The organism is Cellulomonas hominis (genome assembly GCF_014201095.1).
In the GTDB taxonomy this organism is placed as follows: domain Bacteria; phylum Actinomycetota; class Actinomycetes; order Actinomycetales; family Cellulomonadaceae; genus Cellulomonas; species Cellulomonas hominis.
Genome location: NZ_JACHDN010000001.1, coordinates 2535046 through 2548883 on the forward strand (window position 1 = coordinate 2535046; position 13838 = coordinate 2548883).

Sequence of the window (13838 nt, forward strand, 5' to 3'; positions counted from 1 at the left end):
GCGGGGCGGGTCAGTCCTCCTCGATCACCGACAGCACGTTGCCCGACGGGTCGGTGAACCAGGCGATCAGCGGGCCGCCGCCCCGGAACACCCCGTCCTCGTCGGTCTGCGTCGGCGTGCCCTCGTAGCGCTCGAACCGCACGCCCCGGCCGCGCAGCACCGCCACCGCGGCCGGCACGTCCGGCACCGGGAAGTTCAGCACCGTGTACGTCGCGGGGACGTGCGCCTCCCCCTTCGGGTACGCGAGGACGTCGCGGCCGCCGGACAGGTGCAGCCAGAGCAGGCCGTCCCGCTCCTCGGCGTCCAGCCCGAGCACGTCGGCGTAGAACGCGCGGGCGGCCGGGACGTCCGCCACCGAGAACCCGCTGAAGCCCCTGCTGAGGTCGAGCATGACGGCCTCCCCGTCGTCCGGTCCGTGCCCCCAGGGTGCACCCGGGGCCGCGCGCGGTCCACAGGGTCGCACCGGGGCGTCCCCAGGCGGTCCTCAGCCCGGGCCGGTGCGCTGGTGCCGTCGCCCCGGCCCGCGGGGCACGGCGGAAGGAGCCCGACATGACCGTCCTGGACGCACCGGCCCGGCAGGAGACCGAGGGCACGTGGCTGACCGCGACCGTCCGCCCCGCGGGGTCGTTCGGCCGCGCCGAGTCCGGGCGGCTGCGGGCGCTGCTGGACGCGCTGTCGGCGTGCGCGTCGATCGTCGTGCTCGACCTGCGGTCCGCGCGGTTGCGCAGCCGGCGGGCGGCGGAGGTCGTGGACGAGGCGGCGACGCGGCTGGAGGCGCGCGGCGGCTGCCTGCTGTGCGTGCACGCGGACGCCGAGACCCGCGGGCACCTGGCGCAGGCCGGCCCGCACGCGGTGGTCCTGGACGACGGCGTCGACCCCGTGCTCGCCGCGGGGCCGGGGGTGCGGGGCTGACGCGGGCGGGGACCCGCGTCGGGGGTGGTGGAGGAATCGTGTCCGCCGCCGGTGCGCCGGGCGCCGCGTCGGCGGGCTCGCCTACCGTGGACCCCATGTCCCGCCCGACCTCCGCCGAGCCGCACGCCCCGGGCGCGCCCCTCCCGGCGCGCGCGTCGTCCGGCGCGGTCGGCGCGCGGGTGCGGGGCAGCGCGGGCCGCGTGGCCGTCGCGCTGCTGGTGGCCGTGGTCGCCGCGGTGGCGACGTGGGCCACGTGGCGGGTGTTCGTCGGCACGGAGCACGGCCAGGCGGTCGACCAGGCGGCGCTCGAGGGCGCGCACATCGGCCGCACCCGGCTCTGGGAGATCGCCGAGCCGGTGCTCGACGTGGTGTCGACCGGGTTCCTCGCGGCCGCGGTGCTGGCGTGCGCGGTGATCGCGGTCGTCCGGCGGCGCTGGGGTCTCGCGCTGGTCGCCGCGGTGGTGCTCGGCGGGGCGAACCTCAGCACCCGGGTGCTCAAGCTCCTCGTGCTGGACCGCCCGGAGCTCGGGCACGGCCCGGAGTTCAACACGCTGCCGAGCGGGCACACCACGGCGGCGGCCTCCGTCGCGGTGGCGGTGCTGCTGGTGGTGCCGCCCCGGGCCCGTCCGTGGGCCGCCGTGCTGGGCGCCGGGTACGCCGGCGCGACCGGCGTGAGCACGCTGATCGGGCAGTGGCACCGGCCGTCCGACGTGGTCGCCGGGCTGCTCGTCGTGCTGGCCTGGGGCGCGCTGGGCTGCGCGGTCCTCGCGCTCGGCGTGGACCCGGCGGGGGACCGGCAGCCGCCGACGGCCGCGCTGCGGACGGTGCCCCGCGGGGGCGGCCGCGGCGACCGGGCGGGGACCACCACGGCCCTGGTGCTGCTGGGCGCGGTGGCCGTCCTCGCCGGGGCGGGGGCGGTCGTCGCCCTGCGCAGCACCTGGCTGGCGGCGGACCCCATGGCCGGCCGGGCCGAGCTGCTCACGTCGTACGGCGGCGGGGCCCTGGGCGTCGTCGCCGTCGCCGCGGCGGTGTTCGCGGTCCTGCTGGTGCTGCGGCGGTCCGCCACCGCGCGCTCGGCCCGCGTGGGACCGACGTCGTAGAGTTCCCCCGCACGGGCGGTGGCATGCTGTCGGCGCCGGAGCCGTGGGGGCACGCGTCGCCCCGGGCGTGGCAGGGAGCCGCGGGACCCGGGCAGTCACAGGAAGCAGGAGCGCATGTCGGCAGGTCGCAAGCTGGTCATCGTGGAGTCGCCCGCCAAGGCGCGCACGATCGCCGGGTACCTCGGCGACGACTTCGAGGTCGAGGCGAGCGTCGGGCACATCCGTGACCTGCCGCAGCCGAGCGAGCTGCCCGCGGACATGAAGAAGGGCCCGTTCGGCAAGTTCGCGGTCGACGTGGACAACGGCTTCGAGCCCTACTACGTCGTCGACTCCGACAAGAAGAAGAAGGTCGCCGAGCTCAAGCGCCTGCTCAAGGAGTCCGACGAGCTCTACCTCGCCACCGACGAGGACCGCGAGGGCGAGGCCATCGCGTGGCACCTGCTGCAGGAGCTCAAGCCCAAAGTCCCGGTCAAGCGGATGGTGTTCCACGAGATCACCCGCGAGGCCATCACCCGCGCGCTGGAGAACACCCGCGAGCTCGACGACCGCCTGGTCGACGCCCAGGAGACCCGCCGCATCCTCGACCGGCTGTACGGCTACGAGGTGAGCCCGGTGCTGTGGCGCAAGGTCCGCCAGGGCCTGTCCGCGGGCCGTGTGCAGTCCGTCGCGACCCGGCTCGTCGTCGAGCGGGAGCGCGAGCGGATGGCGTTCCGGGCCGCGGACTACTGGGACCTCACCGCGACCTTCGCGGTCGCGGACGACGCCGAGCCGACGTTCGACGCCCGCCTGGTGGCCCTCGGCGAGCGCCGCGTGGCGTCCGGCCGCGACTTCGGCGACGACGGCGTGCTCAAGGGCAGCGGCGCGAGCCGGCCCGTGCACCTGGACGAGGCCGCCGCCCGCGCGTGGGTCTCCGCGCTGGACGGCGCCGCGTTCGGCGTCCGGTCGCTCGAGACGAAGCCGTACACCCGCCGTCCCGCCGCGCCGTTCACCACGTCGACCCTGCAGCAGGAGGCGAGCCGCAAGCTGCGGATGTCCTCCCGGCAGACGATGCGCACCGCGCAGACGCTGTACGAGAACGGCTACATCACCTACATGCGGACCGACTCGCCCGTGCTGAGCACGCAGGCGATCGACGCCGCGCGCCGCCAGGCCGCCGAGCTCTACGGCGCGGACCACGTGCCGGACAAGCCCCGCGTGTACGCCTCGAAGAGCAAGGGTGCGCAGGAGGCGCACGAGGCCATCCGCCCCGCCGGGGACAACTTCCGCACCCCTGCCCAGGTGGCGCGCGAGCTGTCCGGCGACCAGTTCCGGCTGTACGAGCTGATCTGGAAGCGCACGGTCGCCTCGCAGATGGCGGACGCCCGCGGGTCGACCGCCTCCGTCCGGATCGCCGCGACCGTCCCGGCGCCCGCGACGGCCACCGACGGCCCGGCCGCGGGCGCGGCCACCGACGCGGTGTTCGCGGCCAGCGGCACGGTCATCACGTTCCGGGGCTTCCTCGCCGCGTACGAGGAGGGGCGGGACGTCGAGCGGTACTCCGGCGACGCCGAGGCCGGCGAGAAGGGCGGCGCACGCGAGACGCGGCTGCCGCAGATGGCCGAGGGCGACCCGGTCACCGCGTCGGACCTCACCGCCGACGGGCACCGCACCTCCCCGCCGCCGCGGTTCACCGAGGCGAGCCTGGTGAAGGCGCTCGAGGAGCGCGGCATCGGCCGCCCGTCGACCTACGCCGCGACCATCTCCGTGATCCAGGACCGCGGGTACGTGACGTCGCGCGGGCAGGCGCTCGTGCCGAGCTGGCTGGCGTTCGCCGTGACCCGGCTGCTCGAGGAGAACTTCGACCGGCTCGTCGACTACGACTTCACCGCCTCGATGGAGGAGGACCTCGACGCGATCGCGGCGGGGCAGAAGGACCGCGTCGACTGGCTGACCCGGTTCTACTTCGGCTCCGACGCTGCGGACGGGCCCGACGGGGACGGCCTGCGCGAGCTCGTCGCCAACCTCGGCGAGATCGACGCCCGCGAGGTCAACTCGATCGACATCGGCGACGGCATCACCCTGCGCGTCGGCCGCTACGGCCCGTACATCGAGGAGTCGGGGGGCGAGCCCGGCCCGGACGGCAACCCGCGCCGCGCGTCGGTGCCGGACGACCTCGCGCCGGACGAGCTGACCGTCGAGAAGGCCCGCGAGCTGCTGGAGACCCAGCCCGAGGGCGACCTGGTGCTGGGCACCGACCCCGCGTCCGGGCACACGGTGGTCGCGAAGAACGGCCGGTACGGCCCGTACGTGACCGAGCTGCTGCCCGAGCCGGACCTCGACCCGAACCTGTCGGCCGCGGCGCGCAAGAAGGCCCTCGCGGCGCTGCCCAAGCCCCGCACCGGCTCGCTGCTGAAGTCGCAGTCCCTGCAGACGATCACGCTCGACGAGGCGCTCCAGCTGCTCAGCCTGCCGCGCGTCGTGGGCACCGACCCGGAGTCGGGCGCGGAGATCACCGCCCAGAACGGCCGCTACGGCCCGTACCTCAAGAAGGGCACGGACTCCCGCACGCTGCCGTCGGAGGAGGCGATCTTCACGACGACGCTCGAGGAGGCGCTGGCCATCTACGCCCAGCCGAAGCGCGGTCGCGGCGCGACGGCCACCCCGCCGCTGCGCGAGCTCGGCGAGGACCCGACGTCCGGCAAGCCGATCGTGGTCAAGGACGGCCGGTTCGGCGCGTACGTGACCGACGGCGAGACGAACCGCACGCTGCCGCGGGACGTGACGCCGGAGTCGATCAGCCGGGAGCAGGCGGTCGAGCTGCTCGCCGAGAAGCGGGCGCAGGGGCCGAAGAAGAAGCCCGCCGCGCGCAAGCCGGCGGCGCCGCGGAAGAAGGCGGCGACGAAGAAGTAGGCGGGGGCCTTGCTTCCACTTTCCGGGAAGGTGGAAGCAAGGGACCGCCGCCTACACGACCACGAGCTCCGCCCCGCCCGGCGCGTGGTCGTGCAGGCGCACGCTGCGGATCGCCGGGTCGTCGTACGTGTTCCACGAGTACGTCGTCGTCCGGGACGAGAACAGTCCCGTGTAGATCGTCCTCTCGAACTCGCCCGACCCCATCGCGGCGGCCCCGTCCACCATGGCGACCTGCTGCAGGGTGTGGAACGCGCGGCTGACGTTCTCCTCCTCGGTCGCCTTCGCCGGGTGGTGCGCGTGCACGTAGGCCGCCCGGACGAACCGGGACGGGGAGGAGTAGTCACCGGGGACGCCGCGCATGTGCGACCCCGAGCCGAACGGCGTCAGGCGCGCCCCGCCGAGCACGGTCTCCTCGGGGAACTCCGGCGAGACGTTCAGGTAGTTCCGCAGGTTCTCGTGGTGCCAGCCGAACCCGGGCTGGTTCGCCAGGACGTCGACGTCGTCGTCGAGCACGTGCATCCCGTCGGCCGTGTGCTCGACGACGACGGCGCGCTCGGCGTCGCCGATGATCCAGTGCAGCAGCGAGCTCGGGTACGTCTCGTTGATCGGCCGGTCGACGATCACGACGTCGGCGAGCGCGGCCTCGACCTCGGCCACGCTCGCGAACTGCGAGGCCACCCAGAGCGGGAACTCGTACGCGGCGACGTTCGTCGCGCCCGCGACCGGCTCCGGCGCGTACGACGCGTAGCCGGGGAAGTTCAGGCCCGCGACGGCGAGGCCGGCGTCGTTCCCGCAGTCGAACTACAGCGGGGTGCCCTCCGCGACGATGCCCATGCCGATGGTCGCGTGCCGGATGGCCGGCACCGCCCCGAACGGCGACCGCGGGACGTACCCCGTGGGCGTCACGACCACCCGCTCGCCGTAGCCGCTCGTCCAGTCGAGGTTGCGGGCGAGGTACAGATGGCCGTCGCCGTCGGAGAACCTGATTCCCGTGCACATGTCGTCGCCCCCTGTCCGGTGCGTCCCGGCCGCCGGGTGCACCACCCCGGCGTGCCGGGGACGTCGGTGCGCGGCCGGATCCGCGGGTCCAGCATGTCGCGGGCTCGGGGCGGGTGCACCCGGGGCCGGACGTCAGCCGGCGCGCGGTCGCCGGTCCGCCGGGCCGTCCAGCGCCCGCACGCCCGCCCGCAGCACCTCGATGACGCGGTCCACGTCGTACACCGCCCCGCCCCATGTCCCGCCGCTCACGTCCTGCAGCGCCGCCCACAGGCGCGTGTCGTCCGGCAGGCGCGGGTGCGCGGCGAGCCCCGGGTGCGGCGGCCGCCGGGCGAGCACCGCAGCGCCCTCGACCGGCGTGACCCGGGCGCCGGCCGACCCGACGTAGTCCACGGAGCCCGTCAGCCGCGTGACGTCGATGCGGATCTCCACGAGGTCGCCGTCGCGGAGCCGCCCGAGCGGCCCTCCGGCCAGCGCCTCCGGCCCGACGTGGCCGACGCACGCGCCGGTGGACACGCCGGAGAACCGCGCGTCGGTGACCAGCGAGATCTCCGTGCCGTAGCTGAGGTGCTTGAGCGCGGAGGTGACCTGGTAGGTCTCCTCCATGCCGGTGCCGAGGGGGCCGCCGCCGATGATCACCATGATGTCGCCCGGGGCGACGTCGCGGGCCTTGATGGCGGCGATCGCGCCGGCCTCGGAGGTGAAGACCCGGGCGGGGCCGACGTGGTGGAACACGCCGTCGGCGAGGCGGCGGGGGTCGATGGCGGTGGACTTGACGACGGAGCCCTCCGGGGCGAGGTTCCCCCGGGGGAAGGTGGAGGTGGGGGTGAGGCCGCGCCGGCGCGCCTGCGCGGGGCTCATGATGACGTCGTCGGGCTCCACCCCGTCCTGCACGCGCAGGATCTGGTGCATGCGCGCGCGGCGGGCGGAGCCGGCCCACCAGTCGAGGACGGTGCCGAGCGTCTCGCCGGTGGCCGTGCCGGCGTCGAGGTGCAGGAGGCCGAGGTCGCGCAGGTGCAGCATGACCTCGGGTGTCCCGCCGGCCAGGAACAGGCGGATGGTGGGGTGCTGCACGGGGCCGTTGGGCAGCACGCTGACGAGGCGCGGCACGGCGGCGTTGACGCGCGCCCAGTCGTCGACGGTGGGCCGCGGGACCCCGGCGGCGTGCGCGATGGCGGGCAGGTGCAGCAGCAGGTTCGTGGACCCGCCGACCGCGGCGTGCACCACCATGGCGTTCTCGAACGCCTCGGGGGTGAGGACGTCCCGGGTGGTGCCGCCGCGGGCGCGCTGGTGGAGGACGGCGAGCGCCGACTGCCGCGCGATCTCGACCCACACCGGCGAGCCGGACGGCGCGAGCGCGGAGTGGGGGAGCGCGAGGCCGAGCGCCTCGGCGACCACCTGGCTGGTGCCGGCGGTCCCGAGGAAGTGGCAGCCGCCGCCCGGGGACGCGCAGGCGAGGCAGCCGAGCGCGGTGGCCTCCTCGAGGGTGAGCTCGTCGTTGGCGAACCGGGCGCCGATGGTCTGGACGCGCGCCAGGTCCTCGCCGGTCGTCGGGGGCAGCGTGACGCCGCCGGGGACGAGCACGGCGGGCAGGTCGTGCTGCGACGCGAGCGCCATCATCGTGGCGGGCAGGCCCTTGTCGCAGGTGGCGACGCCCAGGACGGCCGCCCGGGTGGGCAGCGACCGGATGAGGCGCCGCATCACGGTGGCGGCGTCGTTGCGGTACGGCAGCGAGTCGAACATGCCGGTGGTGCCCTGGGTCCGGCCGTCGCACGGGTCGGAGACGAAGGTGGCGAACGGCAGCCCGCCGGCCTCGGCGACGGTCTGCGCGGCGGCGCGCACCTGGTCCGCGAGCTCGACGTGCCCGGAGTGCAGGCCGAGCGCGACCGGCTCGCCGGTGGCGGAGCGCAGCCCGCCGGCGGTGGACACGATCATGACCTGCGGCCCGAGCAGGTTCGCGGCCGGCCAGCCCATGCCGACGTTCTGCGTCATCCCGAACACGTCGCCGCTGGGCGACTCGCGCAGCTGCTCGGCGGTCAGGGGCAGCCTCCCGCGCGGCCCCGCGGCGCGGGTCCGCAGCCGGTCCGTGCCGTCGCGCAGCTCGACGAGGCGCTCCCAGGACGTCATGGCAGGGCCTCCACCGCGGCCATCAGCGCGGCGAGGGCGTCGGACTGGTCCGGCGTCGCGGGCAGGTGCGGCGGGGTGCAGTGCCGCTGGATCGGCACCCCGCGTGCCGCCATGCCCTCCTTGAGCAGCGGGAAGAACGGCGCGCCGAGCGCGTACAGGCCCATGAGCGTGTCGACGCGCCGCTGCTCGCGGGCGATCGCCGCGGCGTCCCCGGAGTCGACGGCCCGCACGTAGGCGGCGCAGATCTCCGGGTACAGGTTGGCGAGGCCGCCGATCGCCCCGGCCCCGCCGGAGGTCACGACGTGGTGCAGGTTCTCGTCGAACCCGGCGAACACCCGGAACCCGGGGAACTCCGGCAGCAGCTCGGTGAGCAGGCGCCGGGTGTGCCCGACCTCCAGGACCGTGTCCTTGTACCCGACGATGTTCGGGTGCCGGCGCAGCAGCCGCCGTGTGACGCCGGGCCCGAGGTCGTAGCCCGTGCGCGCCGGGAAGTTGTACAGGTAGATGTCGCCGGGCACCTGCTCCGCGACGGCCGAGTAGTACGCCTCGATGCTCGGGTCCTCGAGCGCGAAGTAGTACGGGCTGACGATCATCACGGCGGGCGCGCCGGCGTCCAGGGCGTACCGGCTGAGCTCGATCGTCTCGTCGACCCGCAGGCACCCGGTGCCGACCACGAGCTCGGCCCGGGGGCCGACGGACCCGACCGCCAGGTCGATGAGCTCGCGCTTCTGCTCGGGCCGCATCGCGAAGAACTCGCCGGTGCTGCCCAGGAGCACGATGCCGTCGACGCCGCCGTCGAGGACGTGCTCCCACACGGCGACGTTGCCCTCGCGGTCGAGGGTGCCGTCGGCGTGGAACGCGGTGACGGCGGGGGCGTAGAACCGGGCCACCGCGGTCACCACACCCGGACGTGCGCGGCGCCGGCGTCGAGCCGGGTCAGCGGGCCCGGCGGGTAGCCGGCGCCGGGCACCCTGCGGTGCCCGAGCAGGTCGACGTCCACGACGAGGGGGGTGCCGTCGGGATGCTCGTACCCGGCCCCGACGACCCGGACGCGGCCCAGGTCCGGTGCCGTGACCAGGCCGACCAGGGGCGCGACGAGCGCGGCGGGCAGGTCGTGCTCCAGGTGGACCTCCGCACCGTCGTCGACCACCCGGACGGAGGCGGGCCCCGCGACGGTGCGGGCGCCGGACTCGTGGGCGGCCGGGCGCGCGCCGTCGGCGTAGGCGTTCGACCACACGTAGGCGGGCTGGCGCTCCCGCTGGAACCGCGCGTGGTCGCCGGCCCCGGTGGTGGGGCCGACCCGCTCGAGGTACTCCGCCCAGGACGCGGGCGCGCCGTCGTAGGCGTGGGTGCCGGACGTCTCCGGCGGGAGATCGTCGAGCACCTGCGGGGCGTCCGGCCCGTACACGCCGCGCCGGGACCCGACGAACAGGTTGCCGACGTAGCGGTCGTCCCCGCCGTGGACGACCGCGTAGCCCGCGACCTGCGTGGAGTGCGGCACGTGGTACGGCGTCGCCCGGTCCAGCACGGCCTGCACCCGTACGGCCCCCAGCACCAGGTTGTGCACGAACGCGGTGCCCTGGCTGAACAGCTCGACGGCGATGGGCGAGGCCAGCACGTTGTGGTCGACGGTGGTGGGGCCGTGCGCGACCTCGACGAACAGGTCGCGGATGTTGCGGTACAGCAGGTTGCGGGTGATCCGCGTGCCCTGCACCTGCCAGTCGAGCCAGATGCCGAGGGTGGTGTCGTGGATGCGGTTGTGCTCGATCGTGACGTCGATCGGGGCGTGCAGCTTGATACCGCCGATCTCGTAGCCCGAGAACTCGTGCTTGGTGCCGATGCGGTGGATGTGGTTGTCCGCGATGGTCGAGAACGCGCAGCCCAGGTGGCCGACGACGCCGTTCTGGCCGCAGTCGCGGATCTCGTTGCGGCGTACCACGTGCGAGCCGACCTGCTCCCGGTCCCACCCCTGGTGCCGGGCGGCGAAGACGGCCTCGATCTGGTACTGGTGCGCCGGCTTGTCGCCGCGCTCGGACGCGAAGCCGTCGCCGCTCGCGGCGTCCTTGCCGAGCGAGACCCCGGCGCACTTGGCGTCGCGGATCAGGTTGTCCTCGATGATCCACCCCTTCGCCCAGCGGGGGCCGACCAGGCCGAGCTGGTCGGCGGTGGGCGGCGCCCACGGCGTCGCGGCCTGCGCGAGCTCGAAGCCCCGCACGGTGACGTAGTCGACGTGGCTGCGCTCGGGGGTGAAGACCGACGGGCGGACGTTGACCTCGACCAGCGCGGCGTTCGGGTCGGCGTCCTGGAAGTTCGCCCAGATCGTCGTGACGTCCTCGCCGACCTCCGCGTACCAGACGAGGACCGTGCGGTCCGGCTCCACGAGCGCGGTGTCGAGCGCGGTCCACTGGTAGCGGGTGTGCGTGCGGCGCGCGGGGTGGTCGACCGCGGCGCGGTCGTGCACCTCGTACAGCGAGCGGCCGTCCAGGTACACGTCGCCACGGTGGGCGAGCGTGCCGCCCGGGCCGGGGTGCAGCCAGTCGCCGGCGACGGGCTCGTCGAACGGGTTGAACGCGCCGAACAGCGTGTTCGGCACGTCGGCGCGCCACACGGAGCCGTGCTCGCGGACCCAGCCCGTGACCGCCTCGGACCCCGTGATCGTCACGTGCTCGCCGGGCGCGGCCGCGAAGGTGATCCGGCAGTCGTCGGCGACGCCGCCGCGCACGGGCCGCACCCACTCGCGGTACGTGCCCGCGTGCACGAGCACGGTGTCCCCGGGGAGGGCGGCGCGCGCGGCGCGCTGGATGGTGCGCAACGGGGCGCCGGGCGTGCCGTCCGCCCGGTCGGAGCCGCTCACGGCGACGTGGAGCGTGGTCAACGGGTCGTCCTTCGGTCGGGGCGGGGCGCGGGAGGTTCGACGCCCGGTCGAAGAAACTCTTTCTATCGATCGGGGCGCCGCTTCGACCCTAGCGGCTGGGTTGCGCCGCGGTGAAGGCCAAGAATGCGGGTACAGGGATCGAAATTCTTTCGCTGCGTTCGTCCCGAGCGCGCGACGGCCGTGGTCGCCGCGTCCCGCCGCCCGCGGTCTGGGCCATGGCGGGCGCGGTGAAGGGCTGACCCCCGTCCCGCGCCGGCCGTGGGCTCAGGACCGGTCGAGCTCCCAGACCGCCCACCCGCGGCCGGCCACCCCGCCGCCCGCCGCCGCGCCCTCTGCGGCGACCGGCCGGGCCTGCGCCGGGACCGCGAGCGGCCACGGCTCGTCGTCGAGGTTCAGCGCCACGAGCAGCGCCGCCGTGCCGTCCGCCGCACGCGCCTCGTACGCCAGGCGCGTGCTCGTCACCTCGACCACGTGCGTGCGGGCGGTGTGCAGCCACGGGTGCCGCCGGCGCAGCCCGATGAGCGCGGCGTGCCGGTCGTGCGCCGCGCGGCCGTCGGGGGCGAGGTCGGGGCCGGCGAGGTCGTCCGGGGTCGCGGGGTACGGCGGGCGGACCTCGTCGTCACCGCCCGCGCGGTCCTCCTTCACGCCCCGGTACGCCTGCTCGTCGCCGTAGTAGACGGCCGGGGTGCCGCCGACGGTCATCAGCACCAGCAGGGCGTGCCCGGCGAGGGTCGCGTCGCCGACGCGGCTCGCGATCCGGGTGACGTCGTGGTTCCCGACGAACGTGTACGGCACGAAGGCGTCGAGGAAGGCGTCGTGCCGCCCGAGCGTCCACGCCAGCTCGTGCCAGTTCCGGTCGAGGACCGAGGACCAGATCGCCTTCCACAGCTCGTACTGGGTGACCGAGTCGAGCCCCGCCTCCGCGACGAACGCGGGGTAGTCGCCGTGGATCACCTCGCCCACGAGGTACGCGTCGGGGTGCGCGGCGCGGACCCGGTCGGTCACCCGGCGCCAGGACGCCGCCGGGACGGCGTAGGCCGCGTCCAGGCGCCAGCCGTCCGCGCCGGCGTCCAGCCAGTGCGTCATGACGTCGCTCACCAGGTCGGCCACCCGGGGCGAGTCGTGGTTCAGCGTCACCAGCGAGCGGTGGCCCTCGAAGCAGTCCCACTCCGGGCTGCCGTCGGTCCACCGGATGCGGAACAGCTCGGCCTCCGGCGCGCCCGGGCCGCCGGCCAGGGCGGCGCGGAACAGCGGGTGCTGGTCGCCGACGTGGTTGAAGACCCCGTCCAGCAGCACCCGCACGCCCCGGTCGTGGGCGGCGGCGAGCAGGCGGTCCAGGTCGGCGCGGTCGCCCAGGCGCGGGTCCACGCGGAGGTGGTCGACGGTGTCGTAGCCGTGGGTGCTCGACGCGAACACGGGGCCCAGCGCCAGGCCGTTGAGGCCGAGGTCGACCACGTAGTCCAGCCAGCGCTCGACGTGCGCGAGCCGGTGCGTCACCGGCGTCGTCCCGTCCGCCGACCGCTCCGCGCCGGTGAACCCCAGCGGGTACACGTGCCACCACATCGCGTGGTCCACCCACCCCGGGGCCATCGGTCCTCCCTCGTGTCGCGTCCCGCCCGAGACTCGCAGGTCAGGGGCGGGGTGTCATCTCCGCCGGGGCCGGGTCAGTGCGCCCGGTGCGGCACCGGCTCGGGCAGCCCCGCCTCGGCGCGCACGGACCGGGAGAAGCCCTCGATCGACCGCAGCGCGTCCACCAGGTCGGGCACGCGCACGGTGAACGGCATCGCGTGGATCGTCTCGCCCTCGGCCGTGGCCGCCTCGGCGACGCGGGTGAGGTCGTCCACGTCGTCCACCGACAGCCCGACCTCGGTGAGGGTGTTCGGCAGCCCCACCCGGGTGGTGAACTCCACGAAGTCGCGGATCTCCTGGACCGGCGCCCCCTCCAGCACGAGCTGCGTGACCGACCCGATGTTCACCTTCTCGCCGTGGGTGAGCCCGTGGGTCTGCGGCGCGGCGGTGAGGCCGTTGTGGATCGCGTGCGCGGCGGCCAGCCCGCCGGACTCGAAGCCGAGGCCGGACAGCAGGGTGTTGGCCTCGACCACCTTCTCGACCGACGGGGTCACGACGTGGTCGCGCACCGCGGCGACCGCGGGCAGGGCGTGCTCCCAGAGGATGTCCCAGGACAGTCGCGCCAGCGCGGTGCCGGTCGTGGTCGGCAGCCCGCCGGCCATCGTCGTGGCGTCGGTCCGGGCGACGGCCCGCGCCTCGATCCAGGTCGCGAGGGCGTCCCCGACGCCCGCCACCAGGAACCGCACCGGGGCGTTCGCGACGAGCTGCGTGTCGACCAGGACCAGGTCGGGGTTCCGTGGGAAGAACCGGTACTCCTCGAACCCGCCCTCGTCGTCGTAGATCACGGAGAGCGCCGAGCACGGCGCGTCCGTCGAGGCGACCGTCGGCACCGACACCCACCGGATCCCCGCGAGGTACCCCGCGGCCTTGACCGCGTCGATGGTGGACCCGCCGCCGACGCCTACCACGACGTCCGCGCCGGTCTCCCGGATCCGGGCGGCGATGCCGTCGACGGCCGCCGCCGTGGCGTACACGCCGAACCCGTCGCGGGTCAGCGGCAGGTCGGCCGCGGCGAACGACCGGGTGACCGCCTCCCCGACGAACGACCAGACCGTGTCGTCGGCGACGACGAGCGGCGTGCGGCCGACCGGGGCGGTCAGCTCACCGAGGCGCTCGATCGCGCCGCGGCCCTGCGCGTAGCGGCCGGGGCTGATCAGGGTGCGGACGGGCGGGTGCTCCAGGGACGCAGACACGGCTCCTCCTCCGGGGTCGCACGTCGGCGGCGGGGCCGTGGTCGCAGGCCCGTGCGGGACCGCCGACCCTCACCACCGTAGGGACCTGCGGCGGAGGCGGCACGGGGACCTCGGTCC

The 13838-nt window shown here is 75.2% G+C and carries 9 protein-coding genes and 1 pseudogene; 3 read left to right on the forward strand and 7 right to left on the reverse strand.

Features of this window, described 5'->3' with window-relative positions:
* Positions 1-10: 10 nt before the first annotated feature.
* Positions 11-391 (reverse strand): VOC family protein, encoded by a 381-nt coding sequence (locus HNR08_RS11920; protein WP_146837787.1) that lies wholly within the window; start codon positions 389-391, stop codon positions 11-13.
* A gap of 158 nt (positions 392-549) precedes the next feature.
* On the opposite strand from HNR08_RS11920, the gene HNR08_RS11925 reads away from it, so the two are divergent.
* The 3 genes from HNR08_RS11925 to topA all read left to right on the forward strand — a co-directional run bounded on the left by HNR08_RS11925 (position 550) and on the right by topA (position 4901).
* On the forward strand, positions 550-912 hold the full coding sequence (locus tag HNR08_RS11925; protein ID WP_183835019.1) for a hypothetical protein: 363 nt from the start codon (positions 550-552) through the stop codon (positions 910-912).
* A 95-nt stretch (positions 913-1007) separates the two neighbouring features.
* Entirely contained in the window at positions 1008-2012 is a 1005-nt protein-coding gene (locus tag HNR08_RS11930; RefSeq protein WP_146837821.1) for a phosphatase PAP2 family protein, read from the forward strand.
* A 114-nt stretch (positions 2013-2126) separates the two neighbouring features.
* Positions 2127-4901, forward strand: a complete 2775-nt coding sequence (gene topA, locus HNR08_RS11935; protein WP_146837785.1) for a type I DNA topoisomerase — start codon at positions 2127-2129, stop codon at positions 4899-4901.
* A gap of 51 nt (positions 4902-4952) precedes the next feature.
* Here topA and bsh read toward each other — a convergent pair.
* The 6 genes and pseudogenes from bsh to HNR08_RS11965 form a co-directional block, all read right to left on the reverse strand.
* Positions 4953-5900 (reverse strand): annotated as a pseudogene (gene bsh, locus HNR08_RS11940) (choloylglycine hydrolase).
* 132 nt (positions 5901-6032) lie between these two features.
* Entirely contained in the window at positions 6033-8024 is a 1992-nt protein-coding gene (locus tag HNR08_RS11945; protein ID WP_146837783.1) for a YjhG/YagF family D-xylonate dehydratase, read from the reverse strand.
* Complete coding sequence (locus HNR08_RS11950) at positions 8021-8923, reverse strand: dihydrodipicolinate synthase family protein (protein WP_221286353.1); 903 nt, start codon at positions 8921-8923, stop codon at positions 8021-8023. Before HNR08_RS11950 ends, HNR08_RS11945 begins: the two co-directional genes overlap by 4 nt.
* The gene (locus HNR08_RS11955) at positions 8920-10899 is read right to left on the reverse strand and encodes a right-handed parallel beta-helix repeat-containing protein (RefSeq protein WP_146837780.1); all 1980 of its coding nucleotides are present in this window, start codon (positions 10897-10899) and stop codon (positions 8920-8922) included. Before HNR08_RS11955 ends, HNR08_RS11950 begins: the two co-directional genes overlap by 4 nt.
* A 264-nt stretch (positions 10900-11163) precedes the next feature.
* Positions 11164-12489, reverse strand: a complete 1326-nt coding sequence (locus tag HNR08_RS11960) for an alpha-amylase family protein (protein WP_146837778.1) — start codon at positions 12487-12489, stop codon at positions 11164-11166.
* A gap of 74 nt (positions 12490-12563) precedes the next feature.
* On the reverse strand, positions 12564-13721 hold the full coding sequence (locus tag HNR08_RS11965; protein WP_246803065.1) for a glycerol dehydrogenase: 1158 nt from the start codon (positions 13719-13721) through the stop codon (positions 12564-12566).
* Between the last annotated feature and the right edge of the window lie 117 nt (positions 13722-13838).

What these genes read in the sequence shown, in the direction of transcription:
- topA (WP_146837785.1), top strand. Translation starts at nt 2,127, where the DNA reads ATGTCGGCAGGTCGCAAGCTGGTCATCGTGGAGTCGCCCGCCAAGGCG.
- HNR08_RS11960 (WP_146837778.1), bottom strand. Translation starts at nt 12,489, where the DNA reads ATGGCCCCGGGGTGGGTGGACCACGCGATGTGGTGGCACGTGTACCCG.
- HNR08_RS11925 (WP_183835019.1), top strand. Translation starts at nt 550, where the DNA reads ATGACCGTCCTGGACGCACCGGCCCGGCAGGAGACCGAGGGCACGTGG.
- HNR08_RS11930 (WP_146837821.1), top strand. Translation starts at nt 1,008, where the DNA reads ATGTCCCGCCCGACCTCCGCCGAGCCGCACGCCCCGGGCGCGCCCCTC.
- HNR08_RS11920 (WP_146837787.1), bottom strand. Translation starts at nt 391, where the DNA reads ATGCTCGACCTCAGCAGGGGCTTCAGCGGGTTCTCGGTGGCGGACGTC.
- HNR08_RS11945 (WP_146837783.1), bottom strand. Translation starts at nt 8,024, where the DNA reads ATGACGTCCTGGGAGCGCCTCGTCGAGCTGCGCGACGGCACGGACCGG.